The 13113-nt window shown below is 42.8% G+C and carries 28 protein-coding genes; 2 read left to right on the forward strand and 26 right to left on the reverse strand.

Annotated features, from left to right (window positions below; translation table 11 throughout):
* Positions 1–21 precede the first annotated feature (21 nt).
* The 21 genes from MKY95_RS21195 to MKY95_RS21295 form a co-directional block, all read right to left on the reverse strand.
* On the reverse strand, positions 22–177 hold the full coding sequence (locus MKY95_RS21195; RefSeq protein ID WP_339194332.1) for a hypothetical protein: 156 nt from the start codon (positions 175–177) through the stop codon (positions 22–24).
* Positions 174–1358, reverse strand: coding sequence for a phosphoadenosine phosphosulfate reductase family protein (locus MKY95_RS21200; RefSeq protein WP_339194333.1), 1185 nt, complete (start codon positions 1356–1358; stop codon positions 174–176). The genes MKY95_RS21195 and MKY95_RS21200 overlap by 4 nt, the downstream gene beginning before the upstream one ends.
* Before the next feature lie 71 nt (positions 1359–1429).
* Positions 1430–1837, reverse strand: coding sequence for a hypothetical protein (locus tag MKY95_RS21205; RefSeq protein WP_245838195.1), 408 nt, complete (start codon positions 1835–1837; stop codon positions 1430–1432).
* A 28-nt stretch (positions 1838–1865) separates the two neighbouring features.
* Positions 1866–2033 carry a hypothetical protein gene (locus tag MKY95_RS21210; protein ID WP_179086508.1) on the reverse strand — a complete coding sequence of 56 codons (168 nt, stop codon included), beginning with the start codon at positions 2031–2033 and terminating at the stop codon, positions 1866–1868.
* A 195-nt stretch (positions 2034–2228) separates the two neighbouring features.
* Positions 2229–2714, reverse strand: coding sequence for a hypothetical protein (locus tag MKY95_RS21215; protein ID WP_076328331.1), 486 nt, complete (start codon positions 2712–2714; stop codon positions 2229–2231).
* Positions 2715–2747: 33 nt separating this feature from the next.
* Positions 2748–3338, reverse strand: coding sequence for a sigma-70 family RNA polymerase sigma factor (locus MKY95_RS21220; RefSeq protein WP_076328330.1), 591 nt, complete (start codon positions 3336–3338; stop codon positions 2748–2750).
* Between the two features lie 6 nt (positions 3339–3344).
* On the reverse strand, positions 3345–3872 hold the full coding sequence (locus tag MKY95_RS21225; RefSeq protein ID WP_076328329.1) for a hypothetical protein: 528 nt from the start codon (positions 3870–3872) through the stop codon (positions 3345–3347).
* Entirely contained in the window at positions 3869–4072 is a 204-nt protein-coding gene (locus tag MKY95_RS21230) for a hypothetical protein (protein WP_143781437.1), read from the reverse strand. Before MKY95_RS21230 ends, MKY95_RS21225 begins: the two co-directional genes overlap by 4 nt.
* Before the next feature lie 16 nt (positions 4073–4088).
* Positions 4089–4259, reverse strand: coding sequence for a hypothetical protein (locus MKY95_RS21235; protein ID WP_179086507.1), 171 nt, complete (start codon positions 4257–4259; stop codon positions 4089–4091).
* A gap of 80 nt (positions 4260–4339) precedes the next feature.
* Positions 4340–4525 carry a hypothetical protein gene (locus tag MKY95_RS21240; protein WP_076328327.1) on the reverse strand — a complete coding sequence of 62 codons (186 nt, stop codon included), beginning with the start codon at positions 4523–4525 and terminating at the stop codon, positions 4340–4342.
* Positions 4526–4541: 16 nt separating this feature from the next.
* Positions 4542–5195 carry an ATP-binding protein gene (locus MKY95_RS21245; RefSeq protein WP_218640994.1) on the reverse strand — a complete coding sequence of 218 codons (654 nt, stop codon included), beginning with the start codon at positions 5193–5195 and terminating at the stop codon, positions 4542–4544.
* Between the two features lie 130 nt (positions 5196–5325).
* Positions 5326–6147 carry a hypothetical protein gene (locus MKY95_RS21250; RefSeq protein WP_076328325.1) on the reverse strand — a complete coding sequence of 274 codons (822 nt, stop codon included), beginning with the start codon at positions 6145–6147 and terminating at the stop codon, positions 5326–5328.
* 12 nt (positions 6148–6159) lie between these two features.
* Complete coding sequence (locus tag MKY95_RS21255) at positions 6160–6489, reverse strand: hypothetical protein (protein WP_076328324.1); 330 nt, start codon at positions 6487–6489, stop codon at positions 6160–6162.
* A gap of 1 nt (position 6490) precedes the next feature.
* Entirely contained in the window at positions 6491–6898 is a 408-nt protein-coding gene (locus MKY95_RS21260) for a hypothetical protein (protein WP_076328323.1), read from the reverse strand.
* 15 nt (positions 6899–6913) lie between these two features.
* Positions 6914–7495, reverse strand: coding sequence for a hypothetical protein (locus tag MKY95_RS21265; protein WP_076328322.1), 582 nt, complete (start codon positions 7493–7495; stop codon positions 6914–6916).
* Positions 7496–7513: 18 nt separating this feature from the next.
* Positions 7514–7951: a single-stranded DNA-binding protein gene (gene ssb / locus MKY95_RS21270; protein ID WP_076328321.1), complete on the reverse strand. Its 438-nt coding sequence runs from the start codon at positions 7949–7951 to the stop codon at positions 7514–7516.
* A 2-nt stretch (positions 7952–7953) separates the two neighbouring features.
* On the reverse strand, positions 7954–8586 hold the full coding sequence (locus MKY95_RS21275; protein ID WP_076328320.1) for an ERF family protein: 633 nt from the start codon (positions 8584–8586) through the stop codon (positions 7954–7956).
* A gap of 2 nt (positions 8587–8588) precedes the next feature.
* Positions 8589–9149, reverse strand: a complete 561-nt coding sequence (locus MKY95_RS21280; RefSeq protein WP_076328319.1) for a host-nuclease inhibitor Gam family protein — start codon at positions 9147–9149, stop codon at positions 8589–8591.
* A 59-nt stretch (positions 9150–9208) separates the two neighbouring features.
* Entirely contained in the window at positions 9209–9415 is a 207-nt protein-coding gene (locus tag MKY95_RS21285; protein ID WP_143781436.1) for a hypothetical protein, read from the reverse strand.
* A 167-nt stretch (positions 9416–9582) separates the two neighbouring features.
* Positions 9583–9771 (reverse strand): hypothetical protein, encoded by a 189-nt coding sequence (locus tag MKY95_RS21290; RefSeq protein ID WP_076328317.1) that lies wholly within the window; start codon positions 9769–9771, stop codon positions 9583–9585.
* A gap of 87 nt (positions 9772–9858) precedes the next feature.
* The gene (locus MKY95_RS21295) at positions 9859–10014 is read right to left on the reverse strand and encodes a hypothetical protein (RefSeq protein ID WP_179086506.1); all 156 of its coding nucleotides are present in this window, start codon (positions 10012–10014) and stop codon (positions 9859–9861) included.
* Positions 10015–10112: 98 nt separating this feature from the next.
* On the opposite strand from MKY95_RS21295, the gene MKY95_RS21300 reads away from it, so the two are divergent.
* Entirely contained in the window at positions 10113–10355 is a 243-nt protein-coding gene (locus MKY95_RS21300; RefSeq protein WP_076328316.1) for a hypothetical protein, read from the forward strand.
* Here the strand turns inward: MKY95_RS21300 and MKY95_RS21305 are convergent.
* From MKY95_RS21305 to MKY95_RS21325, 5 genes are all read right to left on the reverse strand, one after another.
* Complete coding sequence (locus tag MKY95_RS21305; RefSeq protein ID WP_076328315.1) at positions 10345–10653, reverse strand: hypothetical protein; 309 nt, start codon at positions 10651–10653, stop codon at positions 10345–10347. The two genes, MKY95_RS21300 and MKY95_RS21305, sit on opposite strands and share 11 nt — an antisense overlap.
* A gap of 13 nt (positions 10654–10666) precedes the next feature.
* On the reverse strand, positions 10667–10828 hold the full coding sequence (locus tag MKY95_RS21310; RefSeq protein ID WP_179086505.1) for a hypothetical protein: 162 nt from the start codon (positions 10826–10828) through the stop codon (positions 10667–10669).
* 72 nt (positions 10829–10900) lie between these two features.
* Positions 10901–11674: a phage antirepressor KilAC domain-containing protein gene (locus MKY95_RS21315; protein ID WP_076328314.1), complete on the reverse strand. Its 774-nt coding sequence runs from the start codon at positions 11672–11674 to the stop codon at positions 10901–10903.
* 109 nt (positions 11675–11783) lie between these two features.
* Positions 11784–11930 carry a hypothetical protein gene (locus MKY95_RS21320; RefSeq protein ID WP_179086504.1) on the reverse strand — a complete coding sequence of 49 codons (147 nt, stop codon included), beginning with the start codon at positions 11928–11930 and terminating at the stop codon, positions 11784–11786.
* A gap of 12 nt (positions 11931–11942) precedes the next feature.
* Complete coding sequence (locus tag MKY95_RS21325; protein ID WP_076328313.1) at positions 11943–12221, reverse strand: hypothetical protein; 279 nt, start codon at positions 12219–12221, stop codon at positions 11943–11945.
* Between the two features lie 157 nt (positions 12222–12378).
* On the opposite strand from MKY95_RS21325, the gene MKY95_RS21330 reads away from it, so the two are divergent.
* Positions 12379–13104, forward strand: coding sequence for a LexA family transcriptional regulator (locus tag MKY95_RS21330; RefSeq protein WP_076328312.1), 726 nt, complete (start codon positions 12379–12381; stop codon positions 13102–13104).
* The last annotated feature ends 9 nt before the right edge of the window (positions 13105–13113 follow it).

A 13113-nucleotide genomic window follows, 5' to 3' on the forward strand; every position in this document is an offset into this window, starting at 1 on the left:
GGAGGGTATTCCCTTCCTCTGTTAACCTTTTTTCGGTCCATACAAGATGCCCTTGATACCTTGGTGCATCGCTTCGGCATCGCCTGTTTCCTCGTATTCCTTGACGATCTGTTTCAGCCGATCATTCACATCAGTAATGACATACTGCTGCCTAATCTCTCTACGAGTCATTGTCATGTCGTCATGTCGTGGTAAATGTTCCAGACGAGCTGATATCCATTTGCCAATCCCTTGATTTTTGTTTCATAGAACAGTCCGATTTCGTCCGCATCCTCTAACCAAGGGTATTCGTCCAAGTCTGTCTGCCATTGCTGCTGAATCAATTCGTCCAACTCGTTGCTGTATATGAGTTTCTGTGGCTTTGCTCCGTATCTTATGGCTAACTCTTCGTTATCGAATTCAGCCTGTCTGACGGCCTCATACAGCGCCATGCGAGCCTTGATGGTAAATGTGCCTTGTCCGTACTCAAGGACCTTTCCTGAGCGCATTCTGCCTGCCTTATTGCGAGGGTCTTTGTACATCTCGATCATCAGGTTGCGAAGGTCAACGTACGGTTGTAGCCATGGATGAGACTTTGCGAACTCTTGCGAACTCTTGTCAATCTTGACCACCGGGCAGATGATGCAGCCTGTACGTGCGCCGCATGGATCGTCTGTCTTTTCGTCGCCACCAGCTTTACGTTGTCTCAGACCACACTCACCTGTAGCGTCTTTGTATAGCTGTCCTAGTTCCTCTGCATCGCCCCATGCCATTCCTTCGCGAACCAGATATGACCAAACATCGTCCAAAGTGAAGTTAACAATCGGCATCAGTTCTGTATTACTTCGGTACTCCGATTCCTGGCGTGCCTCAATATTGCGCCGCCGTTCTGCTGACTCCGACAACCGCACTCCGGTCAATGTAAGCACTGGAGCAATATCCTTATGCGCCTTCTGGCTTGGCTCGATTTTAAGTCTTCCAGTACACCATCTGCTCATGCGACTTTTTGGTAACGGATACCCCTTCCCAATGGTTAAGAACATGAAACTGTTTTCGTTAGTGGACTGTACCTCCACGATCTCAATTGGTAACCCTTCGCGCTCTACCAATGTTTTTATCTTCGCCAGCTCCGATTGCTTGAGAGGATCCGTCACGAAGTCCAGTCCAGTATTTGCTGTAGTCAGGTACACCGTCCGCGTCAGCAATGCCGGATTGTTGCGCTTGAGCATCAACATAGCTTTGACTAGTAAATCAAACGCCACGGTGCTATCCTTACCGCCGCTGTACGCTGCCACCCAAGCGCCTGGCTCACTCTCATCTGCATACGCCGACAGGATCGCCGCTATAGCTGCTGTTGATTTCATTTTGTAATCATCCACTGTGTGTCTTGTCTCCCTTCCTCTGTTATCCCCGGTGGGGTGTATCCTCCCTTAGATGGTTTATTGGTGGGTTAAACTAGCTTTGCTTGCTGCCAGAACCCTTTAGCATTCTCGTTATCGCGTTTGTTCTTCTCCATAAGTCGATCATAGGATTCGCGTCCATACCGCTCTATCTGAGCCTGTCTGTGCCGCACAATGTCGTTTATGAGTATCTGTACGTCCTCGTGGCAGTAGAAATTGCGTTGACACGTTCCGTGTTGGGTGTAATAACTCTCTTCGATGTCCGTTAAAAGGTTGTAACGATACGCCAGATGTTTCTTGCCTGCGTGGTTACTGATCCGAATGCTTTTCGATACACCATAATCCAGTTTCAGATACACGCTCTGTGTGGAGTATGCGTCATATCGCTGTACCACAAATCCGTGTTCCTTCGCTGCTTTCACCACTTGTTTTGCGAGTTTCTTTATTGAAGTTGCCACTTCTATCCCTCCCTGTGGGTTATGCGTTTTATTGGTGATAACTCCGAACCTTTTTCCTAGGCTTTTTCCACTCTGGTACATCCTTGGGAAACACCAGATACACTTCACCGATCACTTTGCCGCTGTCGTCCTTGATGATGTCCCATGGGATCTCTGAAAAATATGGGTCATACCGCACTTCATTTGGCTTCTGCATGCTTTCCCTCCACTCATTTGGTCAGCTGCTTGCCGAGTTCTTGGATTTGCTTACCTACGCCACATTTCTTGTTGCAATGGTTATCTATTTTTGAGAAGTTGCTGCCGTGTAGTTTAGATAATTCATAGTGTGTCTTGCACCCTTTACATTTCTGATTCATCAGGAGATTGATTTCCGTCAATACGTTCAATCTGCTCATGTCTGAGACTCGGCTATTTGACGTTTTAATTCTTCTATGATTTTCGGCTCTGGAGCATATTTATCTGCCCATCCTGTTGGCTTAACGATTTTCCCTTGTTGATCAAATTTCGGCTTACCGTCCTCATGCAATTTCCCCATGTTTGCTTCATGGACGATGTTGAAAAAGGGTTCCGGTTTAACTCCTATTAGCGTGAATGTACCAATTGCAAAGTAGATTAGGTCTGTTAAAGCATCCACTTGATCTTCTAAAGATTTAGCCTCCATAAACTCAATGAGTTCTTCAAGCATCCAGGAGGACCGCTTGATAACTTCTCCACCCAATCCGTCCGTCTTCATGTCTTTGCATACATAGGAGAGGTGGTTCATGTAGTACATCACTGCGCCAGATTCGTTGTTGTTTGATAAAGCAGTCGGTGAAGATGGCATTGCCTGATTAAATGCTCTGTGAAATTCTTTTACCTGCTCATATTGGTTGTTCATTTAAGTGACCTCATTTCGTTGTTATATGAATTATCAAGATGATTGCACAGCCATTTCATCGTATTTATTCCGTATATTTTTCATTTTGTATAGTAACAATTGTCTCGAGCAGCCCAACATCCTTGCTACATCAGATTGTTTATGGCCTTCCATCAACAAAGCAAGTATCCTTTTTTCTTCATCATTGAGTTTTGAAATATATGGTCTAACATACAAGTAACTTATATCTTCTTCCGATGCGATTAGGTTTAGGTATTCTTCCGGTTCTTCTAAGCTGGTATTATCCTTGTTAAGTGACATAACAAGACGTTGATTCAACTCTACCTTTATATTTCTTGGTATCCGTACAGTGTCCATTTTATCTCTAATGAAGCGACTAATTTCGTTATGCATACACTTCGTCACCAGTGTTTGGAATTTGACATCGTGTTTGTTAGGATCGTAGCTATCGAACGCTCTTACTAATCCTAGAAACGCTTCTCCTACAAAATCACCAATCTCAACGCTGTAGTGGTTGCAGTAACCTTTATATTGACTAGCGACTTTATAGGCCAGATACATATATTCTGGAATCACATCATCTTTGTGTCCCAAATGCGGATTGTAGTCTGCTATCCTTTTCATATTGACTCAACCTTTCTTTTTAAGCTTAGGCCCTTCTAGGATCGATTGTAAGACCTCTTCTTGGTACTTGGCTTTAGTTATGCCTGTCAGCTTAGAAAGGGCGATCTGAGCCAATACAAATGCATCTCTGACGTTATCTGAATCATGTTCGAAACCCCAGTGTCTATAAATCGGAAGGACCATTGCATCTTTAGCAGAGTTCCCTTTTCCTGTAGCGAACTTTTTAACCTGTGAAGGCGTAGCTTCCAATACAGTTAAACCGGAGTTGTTCAATACAAATCTTAGCGCGAACCCTACTCCATACTGTGTGCTTACTCCTTGACCCTTTGACCCAAAGGAGAAGCCCTCTATGGCTACCAAGCTACGTTTTGGCACCAAATCAATAATCTTTTGGCTGTAAGCCCATATTTCTGATGGTGTAGAGTATATGCCGGTCTTCAAATGTATTTCTTGAGCTTCATGGACCCTGCCCTTTGCGTCCAACCCAACCAATCCCGTTTTTGTACTCGGGTCTATCCCGTATGCTAATGTCATATTGCTTCCTCCATCTTTTCGGGTTTTGGTTTTTTCGGTCCTCTGAATTTTTTCTCGCGATTCTCGGCAATTTGATCAATCATATCCAGGAGTTTTTTGCTCATATACTCCTGCCGAAATTCCGCCGGGATGCTAAATAACGTTGCTTCTGTTGTAATCCGTGCAGATATTTCATCAGCCTCTTTTAATTTTTCAAACAAGTGATACTCCCATGGTTCAAATATTGCATCCATTCGGTTTGTGAAGTCCGTCTGCTTCCCCACGATCAATCACTCCCATCCGCTTCAGATATTCCTTTGACGCCTCTATCCGTATGTCATAGTCCAATTCAGACTGTTGTGTGGTATCAATCAGTTCGTCGTCCGTCATCCGTTCCAGTGGGTTCATGGGATACCTCCTCTATTCCAAATGCTTCACGGCCTCGGCGTAGGAATTCTTCTGGGTCCTGATCCATCAGGTCATAGTCATCAATTTGTTTCATTGCCGTTTGCCTCGAGCAAATTGATTGATTCTCCCTGAGGATGTGATTTAACTACTTGGAGAGGTTCAAAAACCTTAACTAACATCTGCAGCATTTGGGATTGTTGCTCTGTCAGAGCTACCGGATATAAGATTCCGTTCATCGAATAAAACAACACTGCTTGATCTTTCATGTCTTGAATCCTCCCTTTACTCAATCATTTGCGCTCTAGCCCGTTCACGCCGCATGCTAGTAGCTTTATTCCGTACAAACTTACAAGAACCAATGATTCTATCAATGCAACGTCCGTCCTCGTCGAGAGGATTTCCTTCCTTGTCAAAGGAAAACCATTGTTCTAAACGTTCAGGATCAAGGTTTGATGTGTAAAGTGTCTTTTTCCCTTGCCGACCGTTGATGATGGGGAAAGCAACTGTTTTATATTCGTAATTTGTTAAGTGCCCAGCACCGATATCATCAAGCACTAACAAGTCTACTTCTGTAGCCGCCCTTACAATGGCGTGTATATTGATGCTCTTGTCGTTTATAGACGCCCTAGTGAGGTCTGATAGCGTAATCCAGTCCAAGAACAGGGTTGGATATCCATCGGCGTCTAACGAGCGCTGAATGGCTCTGGCGAGGTGACTCTTCCCTGCACCCGTTCCGCCAAAGAAAACAAAACCCATTTCTGTCGTTTCAAAGTTGAGATAAAATGTTTTGGCTAACTCGTAACACTTCTCTGCACCATCACGAAGCTTGAAGTTTTTGAATCCTGCATCCTTCAGTGAATCCGGCACGAGATTCATCCGGTTGAACACCTTCTGAATTTCAAGCGTCTTAGCCCGGCGCTCCTCAATCACTTTCATCTTCTTGTCATGCTCAATTTCACAATCGCAGTGTATGCGAAGCTTCCGCATCTTTCCGAACACTTCATACTCGTTATAAGTGAGCAACTTCTTACAGACAATGCAGCATCCCCAATGTTCCCATGGTGGATTACTCAATAGTGAATTCTGAATATTTTCCGGTAGAGCCTGTAGAAGATTGAATGGTTTCATTTTCATCACCACCAGATAGATAATCTTTATAAGTTCCAGCGTTTAAATAAGTGGATGGCATTTTAGCAAATTGCCCGGTTGGCCCGATCGTCTTTTTGTCTGCTGCATAACGTTCAGTGCATTGTATTAATAACTGGCGTTCAGACTCTTTTATTTTCTTCTTCCAGATGCCAAACGTTTTGGCTTTATCCTTGCGTCTGAATTTTGGATAGACCGTCCAGAATGATTCAAAGTCAACATGATAACCCTCGTGTTGAACCACCGGTTCAGCACTATTGTTTATATCTTCTTTTACATTCTCTTCATTCTTAACATTCTTTACATTCTTGTTTGTGGTCATTTGATGGTCATTTGATGGTCTTTTGTTGGTCATTTGTTGCCCATTTTGATGGTCCGAAACTGCTTCATCATCTTGATAAATCGCCCAGTTATCAATGGTTACAACGCTGAATTTGTTGGTCTTATTGATGGTCAGAAATCCGCTGTTTTCTAGAACTTCTAGCCATCTATACACCGTTTTGTCCCCTTTTTGTTGGTCATCCTTTTTGAGCCCGTAATTGTACAACTCATGGATTTGAAAGCGACCAGTTACAAATTGACCAGGCATCAAGTGAACCGTTTGTTTACCGATAATCTGATCACGCTCTTTATGGGTTGCTTCGGTTAGGCATATCATCCATAACCGAAACAACTGGTGATCGTTGAAGATTGAGCTGTCTCTGATCTTACGGTGTAGCTTAATCCAGCCTTTGCCGGCCATATCACCACCACGCTATTTTTCGTTGATATTTTGTAAAGCCGTATTGATTGCATAAGCAATGAATTTTCTCGTTTGAATGCCTTCTGTCGTCTCATCCATCCAATCATGGCAAGGTGTGCAAAGATGCATCAGGTCGGTAACAGCGGTCTTCTTCTTTAACTGCTTCCTTCCAGTAAGGTGAGCTCGTTCAGTTGCTACAGACTTGCCACAACGCTCACAGATGCCTCTTGAACGTTCTTTAAGTTCTCTATCCACCGTACTGCTGATATCGCCCATTTGACGCTGAGTATGCTTTACACGTTTGCTCTTAAGCTGTTGTTCTTTGCTGTATGGTATCGCCATGTTAGTCACCACCAATGTGTGTATTCAGATCAACCCTTAACCGGAGTCTCAGTTCATGTAGATGTTCCGTTAAGGATGCAAATTCATTTCGCCAAAGATGCATCTTTTCGTACGCTTCTGCTTCCATATCCCGGTGTTCAAGAACAGCCAGTTCAGCAGCATTTGTTTTGTCGCCTCTAGCCGCATCCCGTTTCGTTTCGGCGTAGACACGTTTCCTTTGGCTATAGATGCGTTTGTACTCTCCATCCTTAAAGGCGGATACCCGGCCCATGAGTACATGAGCCTGAGTGAGCAATCGAATCTTTGATACTAATCCGCCTGGAGTATCATCGTCATATTCATCTGCGGCGTTCCGTAAGATTCGGATTTCCTTTGCATATTGTGTAATTTGTTCTTCGCGATTCTCCATTGGTCGCCTCCTTTATCATTGGATTCGACTCATGAATTTGTTGTATTCGTCTATTAAACCCCAGTCATCTTTGTATTGATCGTATTTACTTTCCTTGCCGATACAAAGTGTTTTGATCCTCAATTTGTGACTAGGTATTATTAGAAGTTTCTCTACTTCCTTCTCCTCATCAAAAGCTAAACAGATGTAAATATCGCAGGTTGGATTCTTCTTGTTGATACCAAATGTGTGCACCCGAGAACCTCTGACGTAAAAAGGATTAGCAATCTTTACGTCTATTTTCACAGCTCCATTAACAAGGAGATCATAAGGGAATTTAGTGGACATATTTTCAACGGTATATCCTCTGTCTTTGAGCATTACCTCGACAACATCTTCGTTAATTTGACCTTCTAAAGTGCTGGATGTTTTCATTTCCAAACCTAAGTGTTCGGCCCATCCTCTATATGTCTTTGTCCGTCCGACTTGGATGTGAAGGTCGTTCCTGCCTAAAGAAACCAATTCAGAAGCGGTAGGCATTCTTCTAATATCTAAAGCGTTTATACAGGCGAATAATTCTCTCTCAATCATTTGTTCATCCCATTTTGTTCGGGCCACATTCGCCACCTTCTTTCTTTAAAAAGGAAGATCATCGGATGAGATATCGATCGGAGTTCCATCATCGCGGAACGGGTCACGGGAGTTATTTCGTCTTGGCTCATCAGGTTCTTCCTCAGACGAACGGCGGTTATTGTTTCCTGATTCAAGGAAACGAACGTTATCTGCGATGATCTCGGTCACATAAACGCGCTTGCCTTCGTTGTTTTCGTAGTTTCGAACCTGGATACGTCCCTCAACTGCTGCTAAGCGTCCTTTTCTCAAATAATTAGCGCACGTCTCAGCTAATTGTCTCCAAGTAACAATAGGAATGAAGTCTGCTTCACGCTCGCCACCTTGGCTTGTGAAAGGTCGATCTACAGCTAAAGTAAATTGGGTAACAGCCACACCTGCAGGTGTATACCTCAATTCAGGATCTCGCACTAGGCGTCCGATAAGCACAACGTTGTTTAACATATTTACTCCTTCCCAGCCGATTCAAGGCGGCTGCACAACTCGTCATATTCTTTCTTAGTCAGGTCTTCAGCCTGAGTCTTGTTGTAATCTTTCATAATTGCCCGTTTAACATCAGCAGCATCTATTCCACTCGTCTTAGCAATGGCGTATAATCGTTTAACTTGAGCGTCAGATAGTTTCCTTGGAGGATCACTTGTAAACTCCACCTCATTACCAGATGCTCCATTGGCATCATCATCTTTCTCAGTTGGCAACCCAAGGATTGCAGAGAGTGAATAACGCTTCATATATGTGATCTGCCCACCAAGGTCTTGCATTTCTGTTTTAGCAGGAGCACTTAATGAATCGGATTTAACCCATTCCCCTGATTCGTGTAGTAGCAAGGTGTCAACTGCCACCATCGCCCCCCGTTCGGAATAAACGGTCTTTGCATCCTGGATCACTGCAATTTTGTTTTCTTTATAAACTTGTTTAATTGCTTCAAAAATTCCGTCCAAGTCAGTGTAAGAAAACTCATACGTTTGACCGCTCTTGGTTTTAACGCGAACATTGGCGTTATGCTTAGGCGTTTCAATTGCGCCCCATGCGGCAACAAGTGCTTTTGAAATAGCTGCGTTGGATTCAGAAAAGATCATTCTTACACCTCCGGTTTGATGACGACTTCATCACCGCGATATTCCACATGTATTCCCTCAACCGGTTCACCATTTGCATCCACCACTACACCTGAATTAGTTAGTGTGAATGTCTTCTTGATATCCGTTTTGTTCGGCTCCCATTTCACCCGGATCAACTGTTCATATCCATGTTCATTAAGCCAGCTCACCAAGTCCTGGTCGTTGTAATTCCATTTAGGTTGTTGCTTCTTAAATGAGATAGCACCATAAGGAGTCTTCTCGCTTTTGAACTTAGGATCTTCCTCACGGCGGCGTGCGGCATACTCCGATACAAGAGACTGGAAGAAGTCCTTGTCACGTTGCAACTTCTCTTGTTCACGGCGGCGGTATTCCTCGATACGATATACTTCAGCATCAGCGAGTTTGTTTACCTCAGCACCTTTAGCTTCCAATGCAGCAAGCTTACGGAATGCCCAGTTCAAAGAATCCAAACTATCCACGGTAAACCGTTGGCGCTCCTCTTGTTCCTGCTGTTCCAATTCATCCAGTTCCGCTTGAAATAATGGGTTTAATGAGTTCATCTATTTACAACCTCCTAGAAATTTGGTAATATGACCGTAAATTCATTTACAAAAAGTTCTTACACGACTTCAGAGGGTGCAACCTTTGGAGTCGTTTTGCTTTCCAGTTCGTTTTGGGCATCTTGCAACAATGTAATGACTTCATCCAGATCTAGCGAAAGAAAGTTAGCTGTCTCTCGCATAATGTTAGATGCGGAATTCCCGTGAACTGCGGTATTTGCGGCTAACTGTTCTAGCTTCCGGATTGCCCTTTTGATTTGATACATCCCCGTTTTCCTCCTTCCTTTGACGTCTGATTTGATCGTAACGATTGCGTTGCATCTCATTCTGAAACACGAACATCGGATAAGGACTATCCTTGTATTGGCCGCCTGATAGGCTGAGAGCGAATCTATCTTCGAATTCATCACTTGCCTTGATACGAATCTGCATTTCATTCACCCTCTGCTGAGATTAATGTTCCTTCTGCTTCAAAAAGACACGGTATGCAACGATATTGATCTAAACCGAACCATTCCGCTTGTTGCCCCTCATAAATTTCGCCGCCACAAGAAGGATTAGCACAATATCCCACTACCCTCGCTTGTTGCGGATCAGGTAAACCTTGCTCAAATCTGTCCATCTTTATCACCACTTCCCCAGAGTGCCATTGTTATCGCAATGTTCATTGCCACCCACCAACATATCCAGAACCACCATGGAATCATCATCAGCCTAGCTCTTTTAGTGCTTCCAACCGCCGGTTATACTTCTCGTATTGCTTCTTGGCGTGGTTAGCAATGTTGGGACGACAATCCGCTTCCATTCGTTCCGCCATTTGGGTAAAGAACCCGGTTACGTTAAGCAGGTAGTGTTTTTTAGTCATTGTTAATCGCTCCTTATAAAGAGGTTATTTGTCCCTTTCTGTTGAATATTGGTAGTTGTCCAGACTCACCAATCAAAACGAAAGGAAGTGAAAATACATTGGCTACACAAGTGCATGCATGCTTAGTTGGTAATTGGGTTAATCTCACTGATGATCCAGAATGTAAAATGGGAATCCACAAGACCTCTCCTTCTATCTGGCGGGAAGAAAATGCTGAGATATACAGCCCTTTTAAAAGAGAAGTAGACAACACCATGTACCAACAAGATTATGTGAACATTCATTACAAAGGCGCTGATTATCGAATTCATCCGATATTCATTCAGATCGTTAGTTCCTAAATTCTTGTCGCAAGTTTTCTTTCAGAAGTTCCAAGTCGTCGATCTCAACTCTGGCGGCTTGGTGACTAAACATCATGTCAATGTTTTGTGTGATCCGAGACCATTGGTATCGTTTAAGCCCTTGAATGGCAGTTGTCACCATTTCAATACGTTCGTCCAAGGTCAGTTCATCTTGAGCTGATTCATCACCACTTACCATTACTATTGATAATGGACCTGGGTAGTCATGCAACTCTTTGGATGACTCGATCTTGCAACGATCTCCTTCTGGAACATAAATTGTTTTAACCTTTTTCATTTAATCCACCCTCTCAAATTTGACTTTCAAGAAATTTGATATTAGCTTGCATAGCTTCGTTACCAGACCATTGCGTTTTAGCCCGATCCAAGAAGCTTTCAAGCTGCTCCTTAGTGCAGTTACGATTTTTGCAGTTTTGGAAAGCGCCGATTAATGATTCAGTAGGTGTTGGCATTGTGAACCTCCTAGGATATTTTTTTGAAACTTAGAATCTGGTAACAACGTATTGATAATCATATGAACGAATTTACACAGCTTTGAACTTGTTGATGAAGTACACTTGGCCTTTACCGGTTATCTTAGGTGTTCTGGTGATCTTAGATCCTTGACTAATGCTCAATCGCTGTCCGACTTTGATCTCCATGATCTCCAGTTCCATCGATCTTTGAGTTGGCATATTGCGTTCGCTACCACTTTTGATCAGATATCCGTTTTGGCGTAGCCATTCGAAGAGTCGTTTTTCACCAATTTTGATTCCGTTTTGTTTCAAGAGCTTAGCCATGTCATTTACCAGAATTGAATCCTTGGATGTTTCAAGTGCTTCTGCAAAGACAACTTTAGGTTTGTCTTGTTCTATCTTCTGTTCAGCAGCGATTCGCAGTGTCTTTTCTGCTTTCCAGTTTTCAGCAATCTTGATAATCGTGTCTGGGTTGGTTAAGAATGATTCCACTGTCTGCAACTCAGGTTGCTTCATATGGTAATAATCATCAACAAGCATTTCATATGCTTCCCAGGCTTGATCCGTATTGAGGGATTTGGCATGCATCCAAGCCCCTTTTTCAGTCCAAAGTTGCAATACGGAAGCAAACTTTAGGGTGTCGGAAATAATCGGATACCCTTCTTTAAACTCTTTCAGTTCTTGCCCTTTTAATAAGAAGAAGTGTTTACCCTCTCGATATCTCGATTTGTTGTTTGAGTAATTGTCTGACAGGTGCTTATTATCAGTCCCAAATGATTCAGCTAATTGATTTGTTGTTAAAACTCTTTGCTCTGCATAATTGATTACTTGTAAAAGACTCATTGTTCATCCCCCTTACGCTTGTTTCTTTAACTTCTGTTCAGCAGCTTTTTGCTCCAAGCGACGCTTTGCCTGTCTAGCGAGAATTTTAAGAAATTCTCTTTCGTATGGTTCAAGTGTCTTCTGGCTCATTACAATTCACCTCCTGACTGAAATAATCCGACAGTTCACTTTCAAGCTTTTGTATTTCTTCATCGATTCGCAACGGATCTACATTCAAACTCTGCATTTCTCTGATGACATCATTAAGGCGTCTCATGTTGCCCTCCTTTTATTGCCCAGCAGCAATTGCTTCCAAAATCTCTGTGGGTATAATCTCCTTATACTTCGCTAAAGCTAATTTTTCGTAAGTTACAGACGACACTGGTGCTAGAACCTCCGCCAACACTTCGTTAATTTCATCGGAAGGTGGTGGCATTTTTCCAGTACATAGCTTGCTTATATAAGAAGCGGAGAAAGAAACGCCTCTTGCTTTGCATTTGTCAATGATCTTTGAATAAGTCCAGTTGCTTTCAACGACTGCATCCCTTAGAAGGTTCGCATACTTCATTTTTAATCACCTCCTAACCGTTTAGTGTGGAGTGAACGATGTCGTTAACCAAATACTAAACGATCGATTCGTTTCAGTCAATACTTAAAATCAAAATAATGTTGACTTTTTACTGAAACGTTTAGTACAATGTAATCAAACGAAAGGAGTGTCTCAATTGAATTACTATGAGTTGCTGAAAGATTACATAAAAAAATCCGGGTTGTCCCTATCCGAGATATCCGAACGGCTTGAAGGTCATGGATATAAGGTGAGCAAAGGCTACATTAGCCAGTTGCAAAATGGGAAAACAGACAACCCAGCAACCTCAGAACTCAATAGAGCACTTGCGTCTGTAACAGGCGGAAATGTTGAAAAACTATTGACTGCTGCCTTGATTGAAAAGGCTCCTGAAGAGATAAAAGAGAAATTTATGAAATTGGATAAATTGAAAGACCTTAAAAAAGAGTACGTCCAGGCATCAGTAATTGAGGAAACACCTGCACAATACATAGCCGAACACCTAGTAAAGGTACCTGTCCTTGGTTCTATCGCTGCTGGACAGCCTATAGACAGAATCGAACACATAGAAGACATGGAATACGTTAATGCTTCAACTGTCAGAGGAAAACAAGCTTTCGGCCTTCGCATTAAGGGAGATAGCATGATTGGGGATAACATCGTAGAAGGTGATATTGTTATTTGTGTAAAACAAAGCGAAGTGAGCGCTAATGATATTGCGGTTGTGGCTATTGATGGAGAAACAGCAACAGTAAAAAGAATTAAGTGTCAAAATGATATTTGCATATTGATGCCTTCAAACCCTAAGCTGCAACCAACTATCGTTGATGCATCTAAAGTTGAAATTATCGGTAAAGTTGTAGAAGTTAGACGGAGATATTAGAATTTACGG

The sequence above is a fragment of the Paenibacillus sp. FSL P4-0176 genome (assembly GCF_037975265.1).
In the GTDB taxonomy this organism is placed as follows: Bacteria; Bacillota; Bacilli; order Paenibacillales; family Paenibacillaceae; genus Paenibacillus; species Paenibacillus amylolyticus.

What these genes read in the sequence shown, in the direction of transcription:
- MKY95_RS21195 (WP_339194332.1), bottom strand. Translation starts at nt 177, where the DNA reads ATGACAATGACTCGTAGAGAGATTAGGCAGCAGTATGTCATTACTGAT.
- MKY95_RS21210 (WP_179086508.1), bottom strand. Translation starts at nt 2,033, where the DNA reads ATGCAGAAGCCAAATGAAGTGCGGTATGACCCATATTTTTCAGAGATC.
- MKY95_RS21215 (WP_076328331.1), bottom strand. Translation starts at nt 2,714, where the DNA reads ATGAACAACCAATATGAGCAGGTAAAAGAATTTCACAGAGCATTTAAT.
- MKY95_RS21220 (WP_076328330.1), bottom strand. Translation starts at nt 3,338, where the DNA reads ATGAAAAGGATAGCAGACTACAATCCGCATTTGGGACACAAAGATGAT.
- MKY95_RS21225 (WP_076328329.1), bottom strand. Translation starts at nt 3,872, where the DNA reads ATGACATTAGCATACGGGATAGACCCGAGTACAAAAACGGGATTGGTT.
- MKY95_RS21235 (WP_179086507.1), bottom strand. Translation starts at nt 4,259, where the DNA reads ATGAACCCACTGGAACGGATGACGGACGACGAACTGATTGATACCACA.
- MKY95_RS21240 (WP_076328327.1), bottom strand. Translation starts at nt 4,525, where the DNA reads ATGAAAGATCAAGCAGTGTTGTTTTATTCGATGAACGGAATCTTATAT.
- MKY95_RS21245 (WP_218640994.1), bottom strand. Translation starts at nt 5,195, where the DNA reads ATGAAAGTGATTGAGGAGCGCCGGGCTAAGACGCTTGAAATTCAGAAG.
- MKY95_RS21250 (WP_076328325.1), bottom strand. Translation starts at nt 6,147, where the DNA reads ATGGCCGGCAAAGGCTGGATTAAGCTACACCGTAAGATCAGAGACAGC.
- MKY95_RS21255 (WP_076328324.1), bottom strand. Translation starts at nt 6,489, where the DNA reads ATGGCGATACCATACAGCAAAGAACAACAGCTTAAGAGCAAACGTGTA.
- MKY95_RS21260 (WP_076328323.1), bottom strand. Translation starts at nt 6,898, where the DNA reads ATGGAGAATCGCGAAGAACAAATTACACAATATGCAAAGGAAATCCGA.
- ssb (WP_076328321.1), bottom strand. Translation starts at nt 7,951, where the DNA reads ATGTTAAACAACGTTGTGCTTATCGGACGCCTAGTGCGAGATCCTGAA.
- MKY95_RS21275 (WP_076328320.1), bottom strand. Translation starts at nt 8,586, where the DNA reads ATGATCTTTTCTGAATCCAACGCAGCTATTTCAAAAGCACTTGTTGCC.
- MKY95_RS21280 (WP_076328319.1), bottom strand. Translation starts at nt 9,149, where the DNA reads ATGAACTCATTAAACCCATTATTTCAAGCGGAACTGGATGAATTGGAA.
- MKY95_RS21285 (WP_143781436.1), bottom strand. Translation starts at nt 9,415, where the DNA reads ATGTATCAAATCAAAAGGGCAATCCGGAAGCTAGAACAGTTAGCCGCA.
- MKY95_RS21290 (WP_076328317.1), bottom strand. Translation starts at nt 9,771, where the DNA reads ATGGACAGATTTGAGCAAGGTTTACCTGATCCGCAACAAGCGAGGGTA.
- MKY95_RS21295 (WP_179086506.1), bottom strand. Translation starts at nt 10,014, where the DNA reads ATGACTAAAAAACACTACCTGCTTAACGTAACCGGGTTCTTTACCCAA.
- MKY95_RS21305 (WP_076328315.1), bottom strand. Translation starts at nt 10,653, where the DNA reads ATGAAAAAGGTTAAAACAATTTATGTTCCAGAAGGAGATCGTTGCAAG.
- MKY95_RS21310 (WP_179086505.1), bottom strand. Translation starts at nt 10,828, where the DNA reads ATGCCAACACCTACTGAATCATTAATCGGCGCTTTCCAAAACTGCAAA.
- MKY95_RS21315 (WP_076328314.1), bottom strand. Translation starts at nt 11,674, where the DNA reads ATGAGTCTTTTACAAGTAATCAATTATGCAGAGCAAAGAGTTTTAACA.
- MKY95_RS21320 (WP_179086504.1), bottom strand. Translation starts at nt 11,930, where the DNA reads ATGAGACGCCTTAATGATGTCATCAGAGAAATGCAGAGTTTGAATGTA.
- MKY95_RS21325 (WP_076328313.1), bottom strand. Translation starts at nt 12,221, where the DNA reads ATGAAGTATGCGAACCTTCTAAGGGATGCAGTCGTTGAAAGCAACTGG.